This is a genomic window from Odoribacter sp. AF15-53, assembly GCF_003479425.1.
Taxonomy (GTDB): domain Bacteria; phylum Bacteroidota; class Bacteroidia; order Bacteroidales; family Marinifilaceae; genus Butyricimonas.
Genome location: NZ_QUHC01000004.1, coordinates 393,289 through 417,698, shown reverse-complemented (window position 1 = coordinate 417,698; position 24,410 = coordinate 393,289). Strand labels below are relative to the sequence as shown.

Annotated in this window: 24 protein-coding genes; 6 read left to right on the top strand and 18 right to left on the bottom strand. The window is 41.2% G+C overall.

All coding sequences use genetic code 11. From position 1 onward, the window contains the following. Positions 1 to 2 precede the first annotated feature (2 nt). The 8 genes from DWW52_RS11540 to DWW52_RS11505 all read right to left on the bottom strand — a co-directional run bounded on the left by DWW52_RS11540 (position 3) and on the right by DWW52_RS11505 (position 8,282). Positions 3 to 1,118 (bottom strand): polysaccharide pyruvyl transferase family protein, encoded by a 1,116-nt coding sequence (locus tag DWW52_RS11540; RefSeq protein WP_118715638.1) that lies wholly within the window; start codon positions 1,116 to 1,118, stop codon positions 3 to 5. Further along, positions 1,115 to 2,278, bottom strand: a complete 1,164-nt coding sequence (locus DWW52_RS11535) for a glycosyltransferase family 4 protein (RefSeq protein ID WP_118715637.1) — start codon at positions 2,276 to 2,278, stop codon at positions 1,115 to 1,117. The genes DWW52_RS11540 and DWW52_RS11535 overlap by 4 nt, the downstream gene beginning before the upstream one ends. Position 2,279: 1 nt before the next feature. Beyond that, the gene (locus tag DWW52_RS11530; protein ID WP_118715636.1) at positions 2,280 to 3,128 is read right to left on the bottom strand and encodes an FAD-binding protein; all 849 of its coding nucleotides are present in this window, start codon (positions 3,126 to 3,128) and stop codon (positions 2,280 to 2,282) included. A 53-nt stretch (positions 3,129 to 3,181) separates the two neighbouring features. Further along, entirely contained in the window at positions 3,182 to 4,159 is a 978-nt protein-coding gene (locus DWW52_RS11525; protein ID WP_118715635.1) for an ATP-grasp fold amidoligase family protein, read from the bottom strand. A 117-nt stretch (positions 4,160 to 4,276) separates the two neighbouring features. Further along, positions 4,277 to 5,497, bottom strand: coding sequence for an O-antigen polymerase (locus DWW52_RS11520; protein WP_148315361.1), 1,221 nt, complete (start codon positions 5,495 to 5,497; stop codon positions 4,277 to 4,279). A gap of 32 nt (positions 5,498 to 5,529) precedes the next feature. Beyond that, entirely contained in the window at positions 5,530 to 6,891 is a 1,362-nt protein-coding gene (locus tag DWW52_RS11515; RefSeq protein WP_118715633.1) for a polysaccharide biosynthesis C-terminal domain-containing protein, read from the bottom strand. Positions 6,892 to 7,022: 131 nt separating this feature from the next. Continuing rightward, on the bottom strand, positions 7,023 to 7,754 hold the full coding sequence (locus DWW52_RS11510; RefSeq protein WP_118715632.1) for a hypothetical protein: 732 nt from the start codon (positions 7,752 to 7,754) through the stop codon (positions 7,023 to 7,025). A gap of 3 nt (positions 7,755 to 7,757) precedes the next feature. Further along, the gene (locus DWW52_RS11505; RefSeq protein WP_118715631.1) at positions 7,758 to 8,282 is read right to left on the bottom strand and encodes a UpxY family transcription antiterminator; all 525 of its coding nucleotides are present in this window, start codon (positions 8,280 to 8,282) and stop codon (positions 7,758 to 7,760) included. 638 nt (positions 8,283 to 8,920) lie between these two features. Here DWW52_RS11505 and miaB point away from each other — a divergent pair. Together miaB and DWW52_RS11495 are read left to right on the top strand one after the other, a co-directional pair. Next, a complete protein-coding gene (miaB, locus tag DWW52_RS11500) occupies positions 8,921 to 10,258 on the top strand; it encodes a tRNA (N6-isopentenyl adenosine(37)-C2)-methylthiotransferase MiaB (RefSeq protein WP_118715630.1) in 1,338 nt (445 codons plus the stop codon). Positions 10,259 to 10,345: 87 nt separating this feature from the next. Further along, positions 10,346 to 10,891: an RNA methyltransferase gene (locus tag DWW52_RS11495; RefSeq protein WP_118715694.1), complete on the top strand. Its 546-nt coding sequence runs from the start codon at positions 10,346 to 10,348 to the stop codon at positions 10,889 to 10,891. Between the two features lie 133 nt (positions 10,892 to 11,024). Here the strand turns inward: DWW52_RS11495 and folP are convergent, their stop codons facing one another. Then, entirely contained in the window at positions 11,025 to 11,861 is an 837-nt protein-coding gene (folP, locus tag DWW52_RS11490; RefSeq protein ID WP_118715629.1) for a dihydropteroate synthase, read from the bottom strand. A gap of 101 nt (positions 11,862 to 11,962) precedes the next feature. Here folP and DWW52_RS11485 point away from each other — a divergent pair, with 101 nt between their 5' ends. Genes DWW52_RS11485 through tpiA form a run of 3 tightly spaced genes read left to right on the top strand, consistent with a single transcriptional unit; the run spans position 11,963 to position 14,568 of the window. Beyond that, positions 11,963 to 12,502, top strand: a complete 540-nt coding sequence (locus tag DWW52_RS11485) for a DUF1599 domain-containing protein (protein ID WP_118715628.1) — start codon at positions 11,963 to 11,965, stop codon at positions 12,500 to 12,502. A gap of 24 nt (positions 12,503 to 12,526) precedes the next feature. After that, positions 12,527 to 13,771 carry a BT_3928 family protein gene (locus DWW52_RS11480; protein WP_118715627.1) on the top strand — a complete coding sequence of 415 codons (1,245 nt, stop codon included), beginning with the start codon at positions 12,527 to 12,529 and terminating at the stop codon, positions 13,769 to 13,771. A 26-nt stretch (positions 13,772 to 13,797) separates the two neighbouring features. After that, positions 13,798 to 14,568, top strand: a complete 771-nt coding sequence (tpiA, locus tag DWW52_RS11475; protein WP_118715626.1) for a triose-phosphate isomerase — start codon at positions 13,798 to 13,800, stop codon at positions 14,566 to 14,568. A gap of 197 nt (positions 14,569 to 14,765) precedes the next feature. On the opposite strand, the gene DWW52_RS11470 is transcribed toward tpiA, so the two are convergent. After that, the gene (locus DWW52_RS11470; RefSeq protein WP_233556855.1) at positions 14,766 to 15,788 is read right to left on the bottom strand and encodes an HPP family protein; all 1,023 of its coding nucleotides are present in this window, start codon (positions 15,786 to 15,788) and stop codon (positions 14,766 to 14,768) included. A gap of 122 nt (positions 15,789 to 15,910) precedes the next feature. Between DWW52_RS11470 and DWW52_RS11465 the strand changes: the two genes are divergently transcribed. Then, positions 15,911 to 17,257 carry an MATE family efflux transporter gene (locus DWW52_RS11465; RefSeq protein WP_118715625.1) on the top strand — a complete coding sequence of 449 codons (1,347 nt, stop codon included), beginning with the start codon at positions 15,911 to 15,913 and terminating at the stop codon, positions 17,255 to 17,257. Positions 17,258 to 17,274: 17 nt separating this feature from the next. Here the strand turns inward: DWW52_RS11465 and DWW52_RS11460 are convergent, their stop codons facing one another. From DWW52_RS11460 to DWW52_RS11425, 8 genes are all read right to left on the bottom strand, one after another. After that, positions 17,275 to 18,354 carry an Mrp/NBP35 family ATP-binding protein gene (locus DWW52_RS11460; protein ID WP_118715624.1) on the bottom strand — a complete coding sequence of 360 codons (1,080 nt, stop codon included), beginning with the start codon at positions 18,352 to 18,354 and terminating at the stop codon, positions 17,275 to 17,277. A gap of 102 nt (positions 18,355 to 18,456) precedes the next feature. Then, positions 18,457 to 18,972: an O-acetyl-ADP-ribose deacetylase gene (locus DWW52_RS11455; protein ID WP_370449509.1), complete on the bottom strand. Its 516-nt coding sequence runs from the start codon at positions 18,970 to 18,972 to the stop codon at positions 18,457 to 18,459. Next, on the bottom strand, positions 18,969 to 19,514 hold the full coding sequence (locus DWW52_RS11450) for an NUDIX hydrolase (RefSeq protein WP_233556853.1): 546 nt from the start codon (positions 19,512 to 19,514) through the stop codon (positions 18,969 to 18,971). Before DWW52_RS11450 ends, DWW52_RS11455 begins: the two co-directional genes overlap by 4 nt. Before the next feature lie 491 nt (positions 19,515 to 20,005). Further along, positions 20,006 to 20,716: a M48 family metallopeptidase gene (locus DWW52_RS11445; protein ID WP_118715623.1), complete on the bottom strand. Its 711-nt coding sequence runs from the start codon at positions 20,714 to 20,716 to the stop codon at positions 20,006 to 20,008. Positions 20,717 to 20,774: 58 nt separating this feature from the next. Beyond that, positions 20,775 to 21,065: a hypothetical protein gene (locus tag DWW52_RS11440; protein ID WP_118715622.1), complete on the bottom strand. Its 291-nt coding sequence runs from the start codon at positions 21,063 to 21,065 to the stop codon at positions 20,775 to 20,777. Between the two features lie 100 nt (positions 21,066 to 21,165). Next, on the bottom strand, positions 21,166 to 22,245 hold the full coding sequence (aroC, locus tag DWW52_RS11435; RefSeq protein ID WP_118715621.1) for a chorismate synthase: 1,080 nt from the start codon (positions 22,243 to 22,245) through the stop codon (positions 21,166 to 21,168). Positions 22,246 to 22,422: 177 nt separating this feature from the next. Next, on the bottom strand, positions 22,423 to 22,965 hold the full coding sequence (locus DWW52_RS11430) for a peptidylprolyl isomerase (RefSeq protein WP_118715620.1): 543 nt from the start codon (positions 22,963 to 22,965) through the stop codon (positions 22,423 to 22,425). Positions 22,966 to 23,148: 183 nt separating this feature from the next. Beyond that, the gene (locus DWW52_RS11425; protein WP_233556851.1) at positions 23,149 to 24,354 is read right to left on the bottom strand and encodes an OmpA family protein; all 1,206 of its coding nucleotides are present in this window, start codon (positions 24,352 to 24,354) and stop codon (positions 23,149 to 23,151) included. Positions 24,355 to 24,410: the final 56 nt, after the last annotated feature.

Here is a 24,410-nt window from a genome sequence, read left to right as displayed (position 1 = left end):
TATTATTTTTCTATACTATTAATAAGAAATTGAAATGAATCCTTCCGTAATCTAGAGATCTCTTCATTTACACTCTTATAATTAATCGGAAGATTTATTTCTTCTAATGTCATCGACGGGGAATATATACGATTTTGTAAACCAAGCAGTTGTAATATACTCAATATTCTCTCGTCTTTTCCTATATCACCTGTAAGAATAGCTACAAATGGTTTGTTAAGAATAATCGACAATGCAATACAATGGAATGAAGCCGATACAACGAGTTGCGCATAATTTATACAACTAACAAATTCTGATGGAGACATCGCATACTTTACACAAGTATGACCAGATAAGAAATCTAACAAAGATGTTGCCCGGGCCAATTTATAATGTTTAAAATACTGTATATCATAGCCTGTTTGATTAAAAAATCGCTCTACCTGTCCTGGTCGATTCGTATAAGTAAATATATACTTACTACGGGGACGATTTAATAAAAATTGTTGCCACTCCTCTCTAGTTAATAAGAAGACTGGGTCTAAAACCAATTCGGCACACCGACCTGATAGTTCTCGAACTAAATCTACAGCATAACGTTCTCGAACCGAAATATGTTTTATTTTCAAAAGATTATACTCGTACTCCTTGCGTAATTCCTTAGGAACAGAGCTTAATCCAAAACTTGATGAATAAGAAATTTTTTTTTCATCATCAGTAACAAAATCTAACAAAAAAGCAAAATCTCGACCATTATTTTCGTAATTCCATACTTGATCACTACCAACAATAAATTTATCATATTTATCATTTAACACTCTTGCTTCTGTTGATGAGTGATAAATAGAAGTTGTGCAATGTAAATATCTACGATAAAATTTATTAAATCGGTATTTACGTAAACACATAAAAGGCGTTCCTAAAAAATAAAGAAAAGCTGATTTCAATTTTCTCGCTTTTAGGTTACTCCAAATATGATAACTCATATTGTAAGCGTTACTTCGATACGTATTCCGATAATCAATATATTCACAAACATATCCCTTTCGAGTCAAAGCCTCTTGTAAGGCAAAAGCTTGAAGTGCAGCCCCATAGTTAGCTGCATTATGAAATGACAATAATGCTATTTTTTTCATTTTCCAACTATACTCTTGTATATATTATAATACTTTTGGGCAATTTCACCCCAACTAAATTGCTCTTTTAGATCAATTCTTGCAATACGTTCTACAATATCGTTATATTCTGTAATAATCAATTCTATTTTATTGGCAATATCTACAACATTAAAGGCTTCCACATGATACCCAATATAGCCTTCAGAAAAATACCCATCAAATCCTTGTCCTTTGGCATATACAATAGGCAAATTTTGAGTCAAAGCCTCAACATAAACAAGTCCAAATGTTTCTGGCTTTGAAGGCATAACGAAAATATGACTTCCCCGAAATAACATTTTCAAATCTCGCTTATTCATGTAATTCTCTAAATATACCCAATCATATTGATTAGCAATTGTTTCTATCTCTTGAAGGTATTTTTTATTTTCATTTCTAAAAGGCAAACCTCTACCCACTGCTTTAATATCAATATTATATCCTTTATCTCTAAGCATAGCGATAGCCAAAATAATTTCCTTGAGCCCTTTCCCTTTAACAAAAGCAGAAGCAAAAATAACATGTATTGCCCCGGATAAATTTGGGGAACAAAATACTCTATCATTTAGGAACAAAGGATCAACCCCATTAGGAATAATCATCACCTTTTTTTCAGCATCTTTTTTATAAACAAAGGGGATTCTTTCTTGAACAAACTTTTTTTGATATTGTGGACAAATAAATATCACTTGGGAAGCTCCTTTAAATATTTTAAAAAAATAATTTATACGCCAACGAAAATATTTATAATACAATTCCATATCAGTGTTCCTAACAGCACAGATATAAGGTATTCTATATCGTTTATTCAATTCATAAGCGACAGCTCCATTTACACAAAGGGTTGCTGCATGAATTAAATCTATTTCATCAATGTTAATAGAAGAAGTTATCGCCTTTAAAATCGTAGAGATTTTAAATTGATACAAGAATTTATGATAAGACGTTAATGCTGTGGAATAAATAATTTTTGATCCTGATACCTGAAAATCAATCAAATGATTTCCTATTCTATTATGATTACTAGCATTAAGAGGAACAAAAATAGTTTGTTTTATACCTAAACTATCTAATGCCATAAAAAGATTTTTATACACCTCTGTTCCCCCATATGAATCTACAATATGAAGTACATGCATCTTACCTGAAGAATCGAATTTCTACTTTATATTTTGAAAAGAACACTTTATGCCATCTAATAGCCTTCCCTATCAAAGCCTCTATATCTCCTACTTTAGCATTATCAATATTTGATATCCAATTAGATGTTTTTTTTGAAAAAATGGCACCACCATATCTTGTACCTCTAAGTAATCTCATAATCACTGGATTCATGAGACAGAATACAGATCCACAACTTGGTTTATCTGCAGACAAATATCTTTGAGAATAAGCCAATCTTTCCTTAATCAATCTGTTAGTTATATCAACATCTTGTTTGATAAATTTAAATCTTACACTCAAAATAACCGTATTTAAGTTTTGAAAAGGAGAAGTCCGATATAAATATCTATCATTCCCATACATATTTTTTATCTGCATATCAGCAAAGTCCAAATACCTCACAGATTCAATATAGTCTGAAATAGAACGTTTCATTTTTCGTCCTCTCCCTGCATTCATGTATACAGCTCCCCCCACACTTGATGGTACTGAAGCAAGATATTCAATACCTCCTAAAGAAAATTCCTTTATTTTTTCAAGTAAAGATTGAATTCGTACAGATGCACCACATTCCAATGTACCATCCTCACAAAATGACATATTTGTATTGAAGGACATTAAATATACTATAGGACGTTCAATTCTAGCTCCAAAAACGATATTACTTCCTGCAGATAACAAATAAAATGCAGTACCTTCTTTTTTTAATTTTCGAAAAATAGCCAGCAATTCGTCTACATTTTCCGGTTCATACATTATCCTAGCGATAGAATGTAATTTCATTGTATTATACCGATACAAATCTATTTCATTATATATTTTCATGAATTCCTATTAAATATTTTAATATTATTCAAAATCAAACTAAACACTCAGGTTCAATAAAATTTGGGATTTAGTTCTCTAATTTTCTTAGTTTCTGATAAATCAACCCAATTTCCTAGTTTCAAGATTTTATCACCATAAGTTCCACAAAACGTGTCGAATCCAGGAGTAAAAGTCATCTCTCCAAAAATTGGCTTTCCCCCAACTTCATAAAAATCAAGCCGCACAAAAGGAAAGGGAGAAGATAATTTTCGTGCTATCTGAACCATCTCGTCAAATGATTTTGGTCTAGGAAAATCTTGACTTTCATCTTCCTTATAAACAATACGTTCCCATGACATTGTATAATAATGGTCAAGGTATGTATGTTCTTCAATACTCCTATTCCCAACAAGATTAATCAAACGTGGTTCTCCATTAAAACAAAAAAATTTATAATCAGGTAACGCTTTTGTCGGATCCACCTCATTAATTAAATACCTTTCAACAATGATTTGCGGTTTAATTCCTACATAATGAGGTTGACCTGTACGAACTCCATATTTATCCTTCATGACTCTTTTTAAACCCGAATAAATTCGTTTTTTATTTACAGCCTCCTTGTTTTTAACAAGATAAACACCTTCACCTCCTCCACAATGGTTTGTTTTCACCACAAATGATCTAGGCGCATTTGCAAACAATGTATTCATATCAGGAAGGCTATCATATGTTGCATAAACTTTATTCAAGATATTTCCATATCCCATTCGTGCTATATAACTCCGAACTTTCACTTTATCTGTCAGTTCTGTCCATATTGACGTATCTGTACAATATAACATCCAATATATTTTTTCATGCAATGATATCGGATTCTCCAAATCCATTCTTCTTCCATAAACCCATTTATGATTATGTGCTGGATATCTATATGGATGTGCTGCAGTAATGTGAGCTAACACGTGATGACATATCAAATCTAAAGGGTACGCTAAAGTTCTAGTTACTTTATTACCACGTATACTTTTTATAACTCTACTGAATTTCATAATTATATTATATATCTTATTATTTTGAATATCTTGATTAATAAATAAAATTTCATATTCCTACTAAAAAAAACTAATCACAAACACCATAAACAATTAATATCCAAATTTATAAGATCACAGACGAGATCCTATTTTGTATTGTGAAGTACTTGTCATATTAGGCATAAACATTACAACAAAACATAAAATAAACATACCATGAGTTAATAAACAAACAGTAAAAAAAGAACTAATCATATTATATGTAACAATAAAAGCCGCATAGAAGGTAATCCCATAATCTTTTCCCCTAAATATAGACTCAGCATACTTAAAAAAAATAGTATAAATAAAAGGATATATAAATACCCCAAAAACACCAAGATTTACATAAGCATCAGAAAATAATCCATTATTTGCACAGGTTCGACTTGTACGCCAAAAACTACCTATAACATAGGCTATATCCATTTTATTTACTATTGCATTAAAATAAAGAGGACCATGTTCAAGAGTATAATTATAGTAATATGTATCTAATAATGATGGTATATAAAGTATTCTACGTATTAGAATATCTGAAATGAAATAACTCCCCATAAATGAAAATTCAAATAGAGCTATTATACAGAGAGAAAGTAATCCTATTGATAATTTAGATAATAAACATTTAGAATGTAGGTAATAAAGCCCTAAACAAAAAAATAAATTTAAAAATGTTGATTTCATTCCATTGACACCAAAACTTAAAAGTATTGCCATAATAATAAATAACACAATAACTTTTTTCTTTTGTCCAATATAGAAGATCAATAATAAAGGAAGCACTTTAGCCGCAGCACTATGAATATATCCCAATATAACTGGAATATCATAACCTCGTGCTTCCGTACGCAAATCATAGACATCCATTAGTGAAAAATGTAAACGAAAATGAGCGTAGTATCCTGATAAAAAAAAGATAACAACTATAAAAATAAAGGTAACCACATCTATAAATAAAGTATTTCTACCAAGGTTAGGAATTCTAAATGGTGGTACAAGCCTAAGTAAGACAAAAATAAGAAACCAATAAATAGTTTGTAGAAGAATAAAATCCCAAGGTTGAGCATTACATGCAATGAATGATGTAAAAGGAATGACCTTGAGCAGAAACAACATAACCACAACAAAAGATGTAAAATTAGCATCTTTTTTCAAAAATGGATACACAAGCCATGTAAAAGCCCAAAGTATTCCCCAAGAAGCAATGTAAACACTATCATTTCTATTTATAATTAAACTATCATAACTAAAAAATGGAGAAATAGCAGTAATATATAATGAATCTAACAATACACGATATATTGTTATCATCAACACAAATATCAATTTCCTTTTCATTTATGTTACAAATATTTCAAGGAAAAAATACAATAAGCCAAGCATGTAAGTCCGTGAGGTACACATAAAGCCAATGTCGCCCCTATAACACCATAGGAAGGTATTAATATAAAAGCAAATAATACTGTAAGAATTGCCCCTATCGAAAAAATTGTGAAATAAATTTTATCTTTTCTAAATGCAATTAAAAATTGAATAAACACATTCCCTATAGAATATACAAGAAGATAAATTGCAAATATCGGTAACATTGAAGAAAGTTCCACATACTCTGAAGTGAAAAGAGAACAAACTATCGTATCAGGAAAAAAGAAAAGAGCAATAGAAAATGGTAACACACACGCAATCATAATTAATAAATAACGACGTACGAACAAACATCTTTTTTCTCTCTCACTACTATTCTTTCCTAATTCTGCCATCATCGGATTCCCAACTCGCCCTATTTGTAATAATAAAAATAACCCAATAGAATATATTTGTAATCCAGCAGCATACACACCCACAGCATATGAATCTACATACATATTAAGTACCAATCTTATCAACGGTCCAAAAGCAACACTTAACAAACAACTCAGCGCAATAAAAAAACCTTGTCGATAGAGTCCAAGTAAATTCTTCCATCGTAAAGAACGAAATATACGAATTCCTAATTGGGATGTTATTTCCCTATATTGAAGAAACAAAACAAATATCCACGATATGAATAGAATAAAAGCTATGCCAAACAAGGAAACTGGAATATCAGAAATCAACAAACCCCATACACAAAACAAAAATAAAATTTTTTGTAAGAAGTAATATATGGAATGCCAGCTCATCATACTAAGCGACTCATAAACAGGCTGAAAATCTAATGAAATCAAACAAGGAGATAAAATTAATAATAAAGTCGATAGTGAAAATACAACATCAAGAGATTCGTGAAAAATAATCACCAATATCATGAAAATTGACAGATTAATCAACCCTAATATAAAAGTATGTGTGATTAGTGAAGGTTGTTCCTCAGGCTTTTGTACTAATTCTCGTAACATTGTTTTATCACGCCCATAACGCACTACATTAGCACCGACCTCTCCTAATGCAAGATAATAAGAATAAATACCATAAAGCGCTGCTCCCATATAATTTGCTAATTTGATTTGCGTAAAAAGAAGTAACATTCCACCTAATGCATTAAAAAATGTCAAGCCAACAACATTATTCAACACATTTATATGTCGATCTTCTTTAGAAATAAGCTCAGACCATTTAGTTGGTAAACTATAGCGTATTATCCACAAGACAAACGAAACACTTTTAATTAAAAGATAATCTATTCCATAGAGCAACCTATTGGCTCTTTTATCAATCACAGGCATTAATAATAACGTTAAATAAAATAGGAATTTAAATATTTAATAAAATAAAATAAACTCCACAATCATCTATTTAGCAACTAGACCGTACATATTTATGTATAAAATAATACAACCAATTCACATCACCTAAATTATTGGATATCTCCTAATAAACCCTTTCGCTCACATAAAGTAAAAAACTCATATTCCCGCATAGCCAACACTTCAAAATAATAAATTTCACAATCTACACCCTCACTCTCCCCACTCGTTATAGAATGAATAACTTCATATTCTAACTGTTCTTTCTCCTGTTTACAAGCCTCCTCCCACATCTTGACAACAACACCACTCTCAGCCAATTTTCCAAAGTTCTCAATCGCTCGCAACCAGTTTAACAAATTTTTCCCCCTCACGTTATCATTAATTACCTCTTCCACTAACATCAAACCTCTCTCTTCTCCCGTGAAATAATACCAATTACAAAGCAAACGGCACACGTTAGGAGTTTTACCCGGTAACACAATCACCTCATTCTCATCCACCGATAATACCTGATAAGCCATATCCAACGCCTCATCCAACAAATCCATATCCGAGTAAGTCTGGTAAGCATCCATCAGATCGGCAATATACCCGATTCGTTCATCCTGTTCAACAGAAGTATCTTTTGCCGCTTTAGACAACTCCCCCGCTATCTCTCGCAACCGCCCGTGAATCTCGTGCAAAGTTCCATACTCACTTTCCAAGCCGGGAGAGATTCGCACCATAGCGTACACGGATAAATAGCCATGCAGCAAATGAGACAACGACTTTGCAGAACAATCCCTTACTCGTACTTCCCGAATGGTCATGTACAAGTCATGAAAAAAATTATTCTTCATTCTTTATTCTATCTTTTCCAGAAAACTACCAGGAATATATGCTGTAGCCAGAGACACGACTCCTTCCAGCCTTACAACCACCCTTTTATGCCCTTTCACGCGGACTAATTCGCCTTCAATCCCGGCGAAATCACCCTTTATAACACGTACCTTATCACCTTTTTTCAAATTCTCGTTCACCACCTCGACCATCTCTTTCGAGAAATCAAGCAGGAACATGAAATCATTCATCTGCTTATCGGGAACGATCAAAAAATTCCCGGTCTCCCGATCCCTTAAATACCGCATGTCAAAAGCGTAATCCTGAATTAAAGACATGCATGTCTTCAAAGTTGTATGAATAAACACCAGATTAGGAATAACCGGTACTTCAATTAATTTATCAACTCCATGAATTTTTCTCGCAATTTGCTGAAACGGGATGAAATTCTCAATCCCCATGGTATTTAACCTCTGTTTTATCTTTTTTTCCTGACGACAAGTATTTGCAACGTACCAACGTAGCTCATTATCAGATAATTTAAGCATCACACAATTTTTATTTATTCATTATCGAACAAAGCTGCGCCTCCTGATCTAACTTAATGAGATCTTTGCCAAATGAATTAATGAAAATGATCTATTTCCAAATGCAACTTCTTAAACAGAAAGTACAAAATTAGACTTCCGATCAGGGACAAAAGTATATTAACTTTGCGTTCCGCACAAATTTTTCGCACTCTTTTTTTCAAAAAACGACAAATCCATATTTACCCAATAGTTAAGCTCACATCTCTTCGTTATGTATTCCTTATAACATCGTCAAATACCCCTTCTATAGAAGGAAGAGATAACGAAACTATAAGCCAGAGATAACGAAGAGATGTAAGCGATGGAGCGGGGAAAATATAGGGAGAATCACGGGAAGCTCTAGTCTATTCCCACCGTATTTCCGAAGAAATTCCAAGGTAATAATCTCCCCTCTTCCTTCCCCCGTCCTTTCCTCTTCGTTGTATCACCGATTCCCAATATAGCAACAAGGATGCGGCATGCATCCTGAAAGCATCGAGAGAGAGGATTACCCCGGTTTTATCCCGAAAACGCGCATCAATCTCCCACTTTTATCTAAAATCTAAAATTTAGAATCTAAAATTCATTACCTTTGTCCCTCGCAAATAAAATCAGGAATGAAGGCAAAGAAATTTTATATAGAGACTTATGGTTGCCAGATGAACGTGGCAGATAGCGAGGTGGTTGCAGCCATTTTAGAAGACAAGGGATACACACGTACTCAAGAAAAAAATGAAGCGGACGTGATTCTGGTGAACACGTGTTCCGTGCGAGAAAACGCGGAGCAACGGGTTCGGGGACGGGTTCAGGGATTCTCCGAGGTAAAGAAGAAAAAACCGCGTGTACTCGTCGCAATCATGGGATGTATGGCCGAACGCCTGGGCGAGGCTCTTTTCGAACAAGAGAAGAACGTGAATATCGTTGTCGGTCCCGACGCTTACATGGATCTCCCGCTTTTGATAGAGAAGGCGGAGAAGGGCGAGAAAGCCATTAATATTGAACTTTCGACCACGGAAACCTACAAAGACATCTGCCCGTCCCGTATTGACGAAACGGCGATATCCGGTTTCGTGTCCATCATGCGAGGATGCAACAATTTCTGCACCTACTGCATCGTCCCTTATACCCGCGGGCGTGAACGTAGCCGGAGTCCCCGGAGTATCGTGAACGAGGTGCTGGATCTTCAATCCAAAGGGTATAAAGAAGTAACCCTGCTCGGACAAAACGTAAATTCTTATCTCTGGCGGGGAGATAACCAGGAAGTAAACTTCCCGGCATTACTTGCCATGGTCGCTAAAACCGTTCCGAACATGCGGATTCGTTTTGCCACGTCACACCCGAAAGATATGAATGATGATATATTACGTGCTATAGCTACTTATCCCAATATTTGCAAACACATTCACCTTCCTTTCCAATCGGGAAGTAATTCCGTGTTGAAAAACATGAACCGGAAATACACCCGGGAATGGTATCTTGACCGGATACGGGCCATTCGTGAAATCGTTCCCGATTGCGGAATATCCACCGATGTATTTGTCGGGTTCCACGACGAAAGCGAGGAGGATTACCAGCAAACGCTCGCCTTGATGAAAGAAGTCATGTTCGACTCCGCCTTCATGTTCAAGTACTCGGAGCGTCCGGGAACAATGGCTTCCCGTAACCTTCCCGACAACGTGGATGAAGAGGTGAAAGGACGTCGTTTGCAGGAACTCATAGACATGCAAGTAGAAATCTCTCACCAAAGTAACCTAAAAGACGTGGGAAAAGTATTCGAGGTATTGGTAGAGGGAATTTCCAAGAAGAAATCAGACGAACTCTTCGGACGCAGCAGCCAAAACAAAGTGATCGTGTTCCCGGACAACGGGGCAAAAGTCGGAGACCTTGTTCAAGTTCGTGTCACGGAATGTACCCCGGCCACCTTGCTAGGTAAAGCCGAGCAAACTAAAAATTAAAAGATAAAAACTAAAAACATCAATAAACCAGAATTGGGAATTGAAAATCCTTCATTTTCAATTTTCAATTTTCAATTTTCAATTATTATGTCTCGCAAACTCCTTAATGAAGAATTGAATCGCCTCTCCACGGAAGAATACAAAGAAGCGGAAAAACTCCCGCTCGTGGTCGTGTTGGACAACGTGCGTAGTTTGAACAATATCGGTTCCGTGTTTCGCACCTCCGATGCCTTCCGGCTTTCCAAAATATACCTTTGCGGTATCACGGCGACTCCACCCCATCGGGAAATTCATAAAACAGCTCTCGGAGCCGAGGAAAGCGTGGATTGGGAGTATTTCGAAGAGACAATAGATGCTGTACAAAAACTGAAAACCGAGGGATACACTATTCTCTCCGTGGAACAGGTAGAAAACAGCATTTCCCTGGAGAATTTCTCCATTCAAGCGGGACAGAAATACGCTTTTATCTTCGGCAACGAGGTAAAGGGCGTGCAACAGGAGGTCGTGGACCTTTCCGACGATTGTATCGAAATCCCCCAGTTCGGGACAAAACACTCGTTCAACATTTCCGTCACCGCCGGAATCGTGTTGTGGCAGGTAATCCACCCGCTATTCTACAAACAACTGAAATAGTTCATACAGTTCGTAAGGCTCATATTACACACAGGGTAAACCCATCAAACCCCTTGGCTAGTGCAGAAATAACTTGCAACTTGCCAAAGGCAAATGTAACCTGCAACTTGTAACTTGTCGAAGGCTACCTTGTTCACAAACCCATTTTCATCGCCTTCACGATCTTCACGGCCTCGACAGCTTCCCGGACATCGTGTACTCGAAGGATGTTCGCTCCTTTCAACAGCGAAATCGTGTTCAACACGGTTGTCCCGTTTAATGCTTCTTTCGGGGTTATCTCCAACAAACGCCAAATCATCGTCTTGCGGGAAATCCCAACCAACAAAGGATATCCTAAATCAAGGAATGATTCCATCTTGTCCAACAACTGATAATTATGCCCCACGGTCTTTCCGAAGCCGAATCCCTGATCCAGTATGATATTATTGAATCCCAGAGCATTCAACCGGGCAATCCGCTCCGTGAAGAATGCCCGGACTTCCCGAACAACATCCTCGTAGTGCGGGTTCACCTGCATGTCCTTGGGAGTTCCCTGTATGTGCATCAATATATACGGAACGCCTAATTCGGCTACCGTCTCGAACATTTTATCATCCATCGTTCCTCCGGAAATATCATTCACGATAACCGGGCCCAGACAATGATTAATCTCTCTTGCTACCCCAGCCCGGAAAGTATCGATAGACACCGGAACTTGCGGATGATATTTACGGATTAACTCCACAGCAAAACTCAACCGGGACAACTCCTCCTTTTCATCCACGAACGCCGCTCCCAGACGGGTGGAATACGCTCCCACGTCAATAATCCCTGCTCCCTGCTCCACGATCTCGTCCACCCGTTCCATGATCTTCAACTCGCTCGTGTACTTTCCCCCATCATAAAAAGAATCGGGTGTCACGTTCAAAATTCCCATTACCACGGGACTCTCCAAGCTAATTTTTTCCCCTTCTAACACTATCTCCGTCATAATTTTCAACTTTCAATTTTCAATTTTCAATTATTTGACTACTTTTACACTTCAAAGTTACAATTTATTTTTCAGATTTCATTATCAAAAATAAATAGAGTATGCCAAATACAGCACAAGAATATGATAAAGTGATAGATATATGTCAGGATATCTTCGTGAAAAAAATGCAGGATTACGGGACAGCCTGGAGAATACTCCGCCCGACCTCTATCACGGATCAGATATATATCAAGGCGAACCGGATTCGCAGTATTGAAGAAAAGGGTGTTACAAAGGTCGGTGAAGGCATCGTTCCCGAGTTTATCGGGATCATCAACTACTCGATCATGGGACTCATCCAACTGCAACTCGGACCGGGTAACGACACGCCACAGGACGAAATTCTCCGTCTGTATCAAAGTTACTTCAAGCAAGCGAAAGAGTTGATGCTTGCCAAGAATCACGATTACGACGAAGCATGGAGAGAAATGCGCGTGAGCTCGTACACGGACCTGATTCTGATGAAGATTAACCGGACCAAACAAATAGAAGATCACCAGGGTACCACGATCATATCAGAGGGTATCGATGCTAATTACTTCGACATGGTAAATTACGCCGTTTTCGGTCTCATTCGCCTTGTCGTGGAACAAGAATAACGAGAAACTCGGAAATCTAATCACATGAAACTCGTCAAAAACCTGTGCAGGATTATTGTCGGGATAGTATTCATCTATTCCGGATTCGTGAAAGGAATCGATCCGTTGGGATCAGATTACAAGTTCACAGACTACTTCAACGCCTTCGGTATGAGTTGGATGAACGCCACCACGTTATTCTTCTCGTTCGCACTCTCGTTAGCCGAATTCCTGATCGGGATTGCTTTGTTATTCAATCTATGGATATCCCGGCTAGCCTGGGGAGCATTATTATTCATGGCATTCTTCACACCACTAACACTGGTACTGGCACTCACCAATCCCGTGAGTGATTGTGGATGCTTCGGTGATGCCATGATCCTGACAAACTGGCAAACATTCTGGAAGAATATCATTCTGCTCTTGATGACAATCATGATCTTTGTCTATCGCAAAGAATTCAAATCACAACTCGCACCTTTCGGGCAATTCTCGTATCTCGTGCTAGCAGGAATAGGTATGCTATGTATTTCCATTTACAGCTATCGCCACCTTCCACTATTGGATTTCCGCCCCTATGCTGTCGGTAAAAACATCGCTGAAGGGATGCAACTACCGGAAGGAGCCGAACCGGATCAATACGAGGTCACTCTAAAATACAAAAATAAGCAGACCGGGGAAATACAATCCTTCACGGAAGAGAACTACCCGTGGCAGGACACGTTGAACTGGGAATACGAAAGCAGCTCGGAACGTCTGGTTAAAAAGGGATACGTTACCCCCATACACGATCTGGTTATCGAGCACCCGACACTGGGTAATATCACCGAAGAAATCCTGGAAGACGACAATCATACGATTCTGGCCGTCGCCTACAACTTGGGTAAAAGTAATGCGAAATACCAGACAGCAATCAATCGTCTGGCCGATTACGCCCGGGAGAAAGGGTTTCGTTTCTACGGACTGACTGCCTCATCGGAACAAGATATCGAGGCTTACAAAAAGCGGAACCATGTTCCCTACGAGTTCTGCACGGTCGACGAAATTCAACTAAAAACCATGATTCGTTCCAATCCCGGCGTGATCGTACTTCGCGGAGGTACAATTCTGGACAAATGGGCCGGAAAAGATGTTCCCGACATGAAAGAATTACAGGCCACTGACTTAACCGCTTATTGCATACATTCAAGGGTACAAATGCAACGAATTTATTTGGTTTACTCCATTATCCTTCTTTTCTTTGTAGCATATTTACTTTTCCCACGTAGAAAAGGGAAAAGAAACAATTAAGCATACATAATTCAAAACATAAAGATATGAGAAAAAAGATTGTAGCAGGTAACTGGAAAATGAACAAAACCTTCGCTGAAGGAGTTGAACTGGCAAGAGAAGTGAATGACTACGTGAGATATAAAGAAGGTGGAGAAGGTGTTGGTGTCGTTCTCGGTACTCCCTTTATCCATTTGGCTAAAGTGGCTCACAACATCACGGAAGCTTCGATCATGGTTTCTGCACAAAACTGCGCAACCGAAAAATCCGGGGCATACACGGGGGAAGTATCAGCCGACATGATCGCTTCCACGGGTGCGAAATGCGTTATCCTGGGACATTCCGAGAGGAGAAGTTACTACGGCGAGACAAGCCCTATTCTCGTGAAGAAAGTGGCACAAGCTTTAGACAGCAAACTGGAAATTATCTTCTGCGTGGGTGAAGTACTGGAAGAAAGAGAAGCCGGAAAACACTTCGAGGTCGTGAAACAACAATTGACCGAGGGGCTTTTCAATCTTACCCCGGAACAATTCTCTCACATCGTGATTGCCTACGAACCCGTTTGGGCTATTGGTACTGGTAAAACGGCCACTCCCGAGCAGGCACAAGAAATGCATGCGTTCATCCGTTCAGTCGTTGCCGAGAAATACGGTCAGGCTGTTGCAGACGAAACCTCTATTCTTTACGGGGGGAGCTGTAACCCGGGAAATGCCGATGCGATCTTCTCCAATCCTGACGTTGACGGGGGATTAATCGGAGGAGCTTCACTGAAAGCCGCCGATTTCTTCGAGATCATCAAGGCAAGAGCAAGACATTAAAAAAAGGGCTTTAAAAAGCCCTTTTTTTAGTCCATAAAGTCTATAAAGTTGAACCTCCGGTTCTTAAAGTTCATAAAGTTACGGGAGTCCTTCGGACTGTGTTTATCGGCAACTCAAGCTGCCGTAAATAAAGCGCCCGCAGGGTCTATGACTTTATGAACTTTATAAACTTTATAGACTTTATAAACTTTATAAACTTACTGTCTTCTTTTTCTCAAATCCCGGATAAACGGAGGTACAAGACAGACGATCAACTGCGCCCTAGGCCAACTCAAACATCTTTGAAAACAAATCATCGCCAGGCAGATAAACAAAGTAGCTCCCACGAGAACCTGTAAAGGTAACCATAACACTCCTTCTTCGGGAACAATCATCGGGATCAAGGCAACAGCCCCGGCCGGGGCGAAAAACTTTCCTAGAAATTCAAATAACGAGAACAGGCAGATAAAGATCGGAAAAACGATCACCCATTCCGGCAAATGCAAATAATAATGTCCCATGACCTCGAAAAACACACCCAACACAGCTGCCGTGAACAATACCAACAACACCTGCACGGGACGATTACGGAATCCGGCCTTCGAATTGGCAAACTCCACGTAAGTCACGATCAATGGCGGGAGAATAAAATAAATATTCCTCGTGTATATCGCTAACGAAGCTATCGCCAGCATGGTTACCCACAAAAACAACCACCGATAAAACATATCTATCCGATTTCCCGTCACGGGCGTGTACGTGATCTTCTCCCGGAGTCCCTGCCTTTCCATACCCCATTGTCCCCCGACAATGATCAGGGACATCACCACCACGGCTATCGGGTAAACCCAACTTTCCGTACCAAGTAACACGGGTAACATGCAAGCAGAAATCTGTGGGATCAACGTGGCCCGAAACAACGTGAGGCAAACTGCAGCAAAAGCGAAAGCCATCGACAAGTTAACAAGCAAGGGAAAAGGCGAATAACGCACGATACATACACCGACAAACGCCCCCACGGTCATCAGGATAACCATACGCATTCTACTAACCTGCCACACTCTTTTATCCACGATCCACATCCCAACTGTCAAGGCTGCCATTTCCGGGAAAATAATCTCCCTTTCCCCAAAATATCCGGCAACACCGACCATGAGTAATATCATCAATAAAGCGTAACAATACCGTTTACGTTGTATCATGTCACCGAACATCTGTCTTCCATTAGCACTTCTAAACATTCGAAGATCTCCCTTTATTCATTATTTCCCGACAAAAATAAGCAAAATAATCCATAATTATCCTATGGTAATTTTTCTCCATCTTATTCGACCTACCTTCGCGTGGTAAAAAAATCATATATATGCAACGGGATAAAATAGATTTTGGTTCAATGAAAGTCGGGCAATTATTTTGTAAACAACTGTTCCCGACCTTGCTGGGAATGGTTTTCTCGGCCTTATTCGTGATCACCGACGGGGTTTTCGTCGGTCGTGGGATTGGCAGTGATGCTCTGGCTGCGGTTAATATTGCCGGTCCGTTGTTCGTGTTCGCCGCCGGAATAGGATTAATGTTCGGCATGGGAGGAGCCATTGTCGCCTCCATTAACCTCGCCAGGGGTAAAGAACGAGTGGCCAACATTAACGTGACCCAGGCCGCGTTAATTTCCTTTTTAATCATGGCCATTGTATCCGGCATCGTGATGATCTTCCCGACATCAATAGCTCGAATGCTCGGGGCTCCTGCCGATATTATCAGCTTTGCCCGGGAATATCTTTTCGCATACGCAGCTTTTGCCACGTTCCAAACCTTACTTTGCGTGCTTACTTTTTTCACCCGTATCGACGGCCCTAAAATAGCCATGTGGAGCATGACCATCTCCACGATCATCAACATCGTGCTCGATTACCTCTTCATATTCGTGTTCAAATGGGGATTGACTGGTGCTGCCGTGGCAACCGGTATTGGCGAAATCGTGGGATGTACACTACTGGTCATCTATCTGTTACGTTATTCTCCCCGCGTACGAATCATAAAATTAAAACTTAGCTGGAAAAGCCTGTTACTCACGGCCCGTAACACAAGACATATCATCCGTCTGGGATTCTCTGCCTTTCTAGGTGAAGCCGCCATCGGGGTGATGATGCTGACAGGGAACTACGTTTTTGTCCGTTACCTAGGTTCGGACGGAATAGCGGCATTCAGCATCGTATGCTATTTCTTCCCGATCATTTTTATGGTATTCAATGCCATTATCCAATCAGCACAACCCATTATCAGTTTCAATCACGGATGTAACGCTCCCGATCGTTCCAGACACGCCCTCCGGCTAGCTCTTCTGTCAACGATCGGAACCGGACTATTTTTTCTATTTATAACCGTCCTTTTCCGGGAACAAATCGTGTCATTATTTATTGCCGATCGGGCGAACGAAGCTTGGCGTATCGCCACGTCCGGTATATCCTTTTTCGCGATATGTTACCTATTCTTCGGGATCAATATCATCGCGATCGGTTACTACATGAGCATTGAAAAATCGGAATTAGCAACCATGTTTACGATATTACGAGGGGTGATATTACCCGTATTATGCTTTCTCCTTCTACCTGTATGGCTAGGAGTCAAGGGAATATGGGTAGCCGTTGCCGCGGCAGAATTTATCACGTTATGCGCAATTGCCATTCATGCCTTAAAAACGAAGAGGGCTTAATCAAAGCCCCCTCTCTTTTATCTCGTTACCCGTACCCGTTTCGCGGTCTCTCCCGTCTCATCAACGGCCTTCGCAACACTACGGGCCAATTCCATGAATGCCTGACCAATGACACTATCTTCATCCAAGGCCACCGGACTACCACTTTCTCCTCCCTCCATGATACTCTGCACGATTGGAATCTCTCCCAACAAGCGTAATCCTTTCTCGTCGGCGAGCTTCTTGGCCCCCTCTTTACCGAAAATATAATACTTGTTATCCGGTAATTCAGCCGGGGTAAACCAAGCCATATTTTCCACTAACCCCAACACGGGAACCTGAATTCCGGGAGATTCAAACATATTAATTCCTTTCACCGCATCGGCCAAGGCAACTTGTTGCGGCGTGCTGACCACGATCGCCCCGCTCAAGGCCACAGTCTGAACCAACGTCAGGTGAATATCACTCGTCCCCGGGGGTAAATCAATCAACATAAAATCGAGCTCATCCCAAAAACCGCCTTCCACCATCTGTTTCAAAGCGTTGGAAGCCATCGGTCCTCTCCACACGGTGGCAGAATCAGGATCAACGAAAAAGCCGATAGAAAGCAGTTTCACCCCGTATTTCACGACGGGTTCGATCAATTCCTTGCCTCCCACTTCCACCATATAAGGACTGGCATCCTCGCACCCGAACATCTTCGGGATTGACGGCCCGTAAATATCAGCATCCACTAACCCGACTTTATACCCCGCTTTAGCCAAAGCAACTGCCAGGTTTGAGGCTACTGTTGATTTACCGACACCACCTTTACCGGAAGAAATGGCTACAATATGCTTTACTTTCTCCAAGGCCAGCGGTTTTTCCAAATCGTGCACGAAGACAGTCTCGATCTCCACGGTCGTATATCCTAATTTCTCTTTCAACAGTGCTTCACATTTCTTTTTCACCGCTCCCACGAACGGGTCATTGGCTTTCTGGAACACCAAGCGAAATTCCACCTTACCATCCCCTGCCTTTATATTCTGCACCATATCCAGCGCAACGATACTTTTCGAAGTGCCGGGATACTTAACTTCCGACAAAACGTCACGTACCTCTTTTACTATCTCTTGCATAATATCTGTTTTTAATAAATCCTTTCGGCAAAATTACGGTTAATAAATCAATTTCCCAACTTTATAAACTTCTGACTAGCCGGGTCAAGACCTTTCAACACGCTATTCCTGCACCAATTTCATATACAAATCATAAGCCCGGCGACTAAAACAGGTGACTATCACTCGTTCGAAATCCGGATGTGTCTCCAGAAACGTTCTGATCTCCCGCAACGCAATCGGTGTTGCCTCTTCCAGCGGGTAACCGTATACTCCCGTGCTGATTAACGGGAAAGCTATCGTTTTCAAACCATTTCGTTCCGCCAGTAAAAGACTGTTCCGATAACAAGCTGCCAATAATTCGGGTTCTCCGTGTCGTCCGTCAGAATAAATCGGTCCCACCGTGTGAATCACGTGCCGGGCTTTCAGGTTATATCCCTTCGTGATCTTCGCATCCCCAGTCTTGCACCCATGCAACGTACGACACTCCGCCAGTAACTCTTTCCCCGCGGCCCGGTGAATCGCCCCATCAACACCACCCCCACCCAAGAGGGAACTATTAGCCGCGTTCACAATAGCATCCACGTCTAACGTGGTTATATCCGCCTCAATAATTTCCAATCGATCCGTATTCATCATATCTTATCCGGAATTAATTGTTGTAACCGCTTCAAATCAAACTCGGCAAAACGCTCATCCACCCGTTCAATCCCGTTCAATTGCAAGTAGGCCTTCAAAGCCAACCGATGCAAAGCAACTCGTAAGATATGCCCGTGATCAAAAGCCAACGGGGGTAATTCCTGCAAAGAAAACCAACGGGCATCTGCCGCATCATCGTATCCAGCCACGTTCATTCCCTCCGGGTTCACCAAAGCGTAATAAGCAACCGTGATCGTCCGCCCCCTCGGATCGCGATCCACGTCCGAGAAAGCCTGCAATTGCTCCACGAACACGTTCTTCACCCCCGTTTCTTCTTCCAGTTCCCGCACGACCCCCTCGTCCGTGGTTTCATCCATGTTCAAGAACCCACCCGGAAAAGCCCAACTTCCCTTGTAGGGCTCCCCGCCCCGCTTGATAAGTAACACTTGTAAAGCCTTCCCGTCAAACCCGAAAATCACGCAATCCGTGGTCACCGCCGGACGGGGATATTGATAACAATACTGTCCTTCCATTATCTTCATTCTTTTTAGAAATAACGATCAAATATAACGAATAAAGCCGAATCCCGTTTCAATTTCCACCACATTCCCGAGGCAAAAGCGTCAAAAACGCTTTCGACCCTTTGAGTCAAAAGTTTATAAAGTCTATAAAGTTTGTAAAGTCAATGGACCTTGCAGACGCATATTGCGGCAGTCTAGCTGCCGATCGGGACAAAGTCCCGTAAAACAAGTAATTCCATAGACTTTATAAACTTTAGATGCCGAAGGCATGACTTTATGGACTTTACGGACTAGGTCGAAAGCGTCAAAAACGCTTTTGTCCTGCCCACATTCCCTGTTTCAATGGTTAAAACCATCCGAAAATGTAACATTTAATCCCATTCCCGCATAAAAGAAACACTGGAACAAACTAAATACTTGCACCATGAAAAAAGTCGAAACACTGTTACTTATGCTGGGACTCGTGTTCATCCTCTCGTTCTGGTTGGCCACCCGGGAAGAAAAGGTTACTATCAAATCCTTGTATTATATTGATGCAACCTACGACGCAATTGCATACACTCCGGACACACTTTCTTCATCAACGCCCAGAAGCTACTGGAATGGTTCTTCTCAATCGTATGGCACAATTCGTGCAAAATAACATAATCGATGATCTCGTCCGGCAATTTCATCAACTTCACGTTCAAACTGATATTATCCTCCGCCGAGCAACTCCCCCAGTTCGAGATATTGTTGCGGAAAGATAATTCCCCATAACGGAATCCGAAACGTTCGGCCAGCTCCCGAACCCGTCCCGGTAGGTAACGTTTACTCTCCATCCGGTAAATCTCTACCAGAAAACTCTCCACGTAAGGGGCGATTTTCGTGTAATCAGTCTTTCTCGGTATATACAAGCGAATCTCCTTCCCCTCGATCTTGTAAAACGGGCGCATCTCGTCACAAGCAAGCACTTTCAACACGTGGAATTTCGTTTTTACCTCCGAATCCATCCCCAAGCCCACTCCCGTGTCTTTCTCGTAAACCTTGATTTTCTCCAAGTTCTTCTCGATCCACTCCCGTTGAGTATGCACGAACTCTTCCACCTGTCGGCCACTCACCCCGTAAGGAACATTTACCCACACCCCTCTACCCGGTGCCATTCGCACCGAGAGGAAACGGATATTCTTTCCCCGTCTCACCTTAATTTTACCGATTCCCGATAATAAAATCTCGTCGTTCATATATTAAAAAGAGCTACCACAGGACGTGGTAGCTCAAACACTTGGGGGCAATCATCATTTAAGCATTCTTCTTTACAAGATCACTTAAACGGGTAAATTCTCCGTCTACCGTTTTCAATAAATCGATAGAAATTCCTTTATAGTATGCTTTAACTTCTTTTTTATCGTTAAATGACTTGCGAGAAGCAACTTTACTTCTAGTCAAGTTTCTATATTCAACCATCGTTTTCACGATATTGACAACTTCCGGATCATTCTTCTCCCTGCTTGCATTATAATTCATGCAATCAGCAATCACCGCGAAAGTTAAGTAGTCAACATCTTTCTTCAATCTTCTAATACTTGCCATAACTTTGATATTTAATTTCGAACAAAATTAATAAAGAATATTGTCCTAAACAAGCTTATTTTCAAAAATTATTGCAAGAATTATCTTCGCTAGTTACAAGTTATAGGTTACAAGTTGCTTTTCCCGCCTCCAACATCATATCCAGTACCAACATAGCTGCCATTGCTTCCACCACCGGTACTGCACGGGGAACCACGCATGGATCGTGCCTGCCGCCTGCCGTGAAAGTAACTTCTTCACCCGAAAGGTTCACCGTTTCCTGTTCCCGCCCGATCGTGGCCACGGGTTTAAAAGCCACCCGGAAATAAATATCCTCGCCGCTCGTGATACCTCCCAGTATTCCCCCGGCGTGATTGGTCAACGTGCTTACCTGTCCGTTTTTCATCACGAACGCATCATTATGCTCGCTCCCTCTCATGCCGGCAGCCCGAAAACCTTCGCCATATTCGAAGCCTTTCGCCGCGTTGATTCCCATCATGTAATACCCCAAACGGGCTTGAAAACGATCAAACACGGGTTCCCCGATCCCGACCGGCACTCCCCGGATCACGCAACTCACGACACCACCCACACTATCCCGCCCCACTTGCACCTCTCGGATAAGCCGTTCCATCTCTCGTGCAGTCTCCTGATCCGGACAACGCACGATATTCCGTTCCGTCTCCTCCATATCCAGTTCGTCATACCGCTTATCCAACACCACGCTTCCCACTTGGGAAGTATACCCGTGAATGGAAACTCCTCGTAACTTCAACACCTGACGGGCAACAGCCCCGCCCACGACACGAGCCACGTGTTCCCTAGCAGACGTGCGACCGCCTCCCCGGTAATCCCTGATCCCGTACTTTGCCTGCATCGTGTAGTCAGCATGGGACGGACGAAACAAATCTTTCATCTCGTGGTAATCCCGACTACGTTGATCCTTGTTACGTATGATAAATCCTATGGGCATTCCCGTGGTAATTCCCTCGAATACCCCGGAAAGAATTTCCACGCGATCCTCTTCCGCCCTTGCTGTTGTAACCTCCGACTGTCCCGGTCTCCGCCGATCCAGTTCCCGCTGAATCTCATCCAACGACAAGGCAATCCCCGCGGGACACCCGTCAATCACTCCCCCAAGGGCCTCCCCGTGCGATTCCCCGAACGAGGTCAACGTGTACAATTTACCTATCGTGTTCATACAAATGAGTCTATAAAGTCCATAAAGTCCGTAAAGTCCATAAAGTCCATAAAGCGATTAAAGTGATAATGTCTCTTGAACTATGCAAAAACGGCAGACTAGCTGCCGTTAATAAAGCGCCCCGCAGGGGTCCACTGACCTTATAACTTTATAGACCTTATGGACTTTACGACCGAATTAGTGGCAGCAACCGTCACCACAATCCGAACCGCATCCGCCGTCAGACCCACAACCGTGACAACCGCCACACTTGTGAGAATGTAAACTTTCCAGTTCTTCGTCGGTAGCGTCTCTTACCGCCAACACCTTACCTTTGAAATATAAATCTTTTCCGGCCATCGGGTGATTGAAATCCATGGTTACCGTGCTCTCACCCACTTCAACGATCTTACCGTTCAGATGACGGCCCAAGCTATCCTGCATAGGCAACACGTTTCCCGGAACCAACTCTTCCGCCTCAACCTCGGCGAATATATCTTTAGGCAACTCAACAATCATATCCTCGTTTACCTCACCGTAAGCGTTTGCAGCCGGGATATGGAAATCGAAAGAATTCCCCGTGTTCAGATTCAACAGGTTCATCTCGAAATATTCCAGCGTTTGCCCCTGTCCGCAAATAAACTCAAGCGGGTTTTTCTCGTCTGCGACTTCCATGGGCTCGGCATCCGCTGCCGTTCTTAACTCGTAACTCACGGTTACAAACTTATTCTTTGTTATCATTTCTCTGTTTTTTTATTATTCTCGGACAAAGATACAACTTATTAAACTAAAAGCTAAAAGCTAAAAGCTAAAAGTTATATAAAACCGTAATTCGGGCAAAAACAAAACCGGGACAAAAGAATCTCAAACTCTTGCCCCGGTTCTTAAAAAGTACAAATGGTTAGTAGTAATACATTTTTATCATTATTCAACAATAACGACACGATTCAGTTGAATCTCTCCCTTGTAAAGGCTATAAAGATCGGAAACGCCACCTTTACCGACAACCTGCAACTGACTGGCGTTCACACCAAACTTCTTCACTAAAGCGTCGGCCACGTTCTGGGCACGTTTTTCACTCAACTTCTGGTTGTAAGCAGCCGTACCTGTTGCTTTGTCAGCATATCCGGTAACTTGGTACACCTTACCCGGGTTATTCTTTATAATATCGGCGTAACCTTTCAGGTTAATCATTTCCTTGTTCGTGATATTAGCCTTGTTTATCTGGAAGAAGATTGCCAACGGGGCAGCCTTTGATTCCTTCACGACTTGTTTTTGTTGTGCGGCCCTACGAGCTTGATCCAACTCGTTTTGCAAACGGTCGGCACGACGAATCTGGTCTGCCAGTTTAGCCTCGGCTGCACTCAACATTTCCGGGGAAACACCCGTGAACACAACTTCTGTCGGCTTCTCTCTTCTGAAATTACGTTGATTGAACTTGTACGTGAAACCCACGGTTACACCAACCATTCCTTCGAACTTGCTACCACCGCTATCGCCGTCAAACTCCTGGGGGACCAAAGTTCCTTTAATTTCCACGTTAAAATCGAAAGCGTCGGACAAACGCATTTTATTAATCAAACCGGCGTCAAACATGAACTTCGTGTTATCAACGGAAGAACACCCATGGATCATACCAAAACCGGCGAACGGGACAGCTTCGTAGAAACGATCCGTACGGTAACCGCCGATCCAGTTTGAAAGATTCAATAACCCGTCTACATGCACGTTAAACTGTTGCCATTTTTGCTTGTAGTACCCATCCACGCGAGACGGTCCTTTAGCGTAAATATTATCCGGATCACCCGTCAAACCTTTCAACGTGAAACCACCTGCTTGAATCCGGGCTCCTAATGTCGGCATAAACCATTTCCCCACGGCAAAATCGAATGCCGGGGTAATCCGCCGTCCGAAATCATCTTTACTGTCATACTCCCCGAAATAAACTTGTCCCCCGGCATTTATTGAAATAAACCAGTTATCCCAGAACCGATTGGTAACGAAACCACTCCAGGGTGTGGTCTTCACTTCCTCGACCACTTTCACTTTTACCTCTTCCCTTTGTGCGTTTGCTAATAAAGGCAATATCGCAACAAATAATAAAATAAACGTCTTTTTCATATTCATCATGTGTTTGTTAACTTTTGTTTGCTAGCTATGCTTAGCTCATTCAAATAACACTCGAA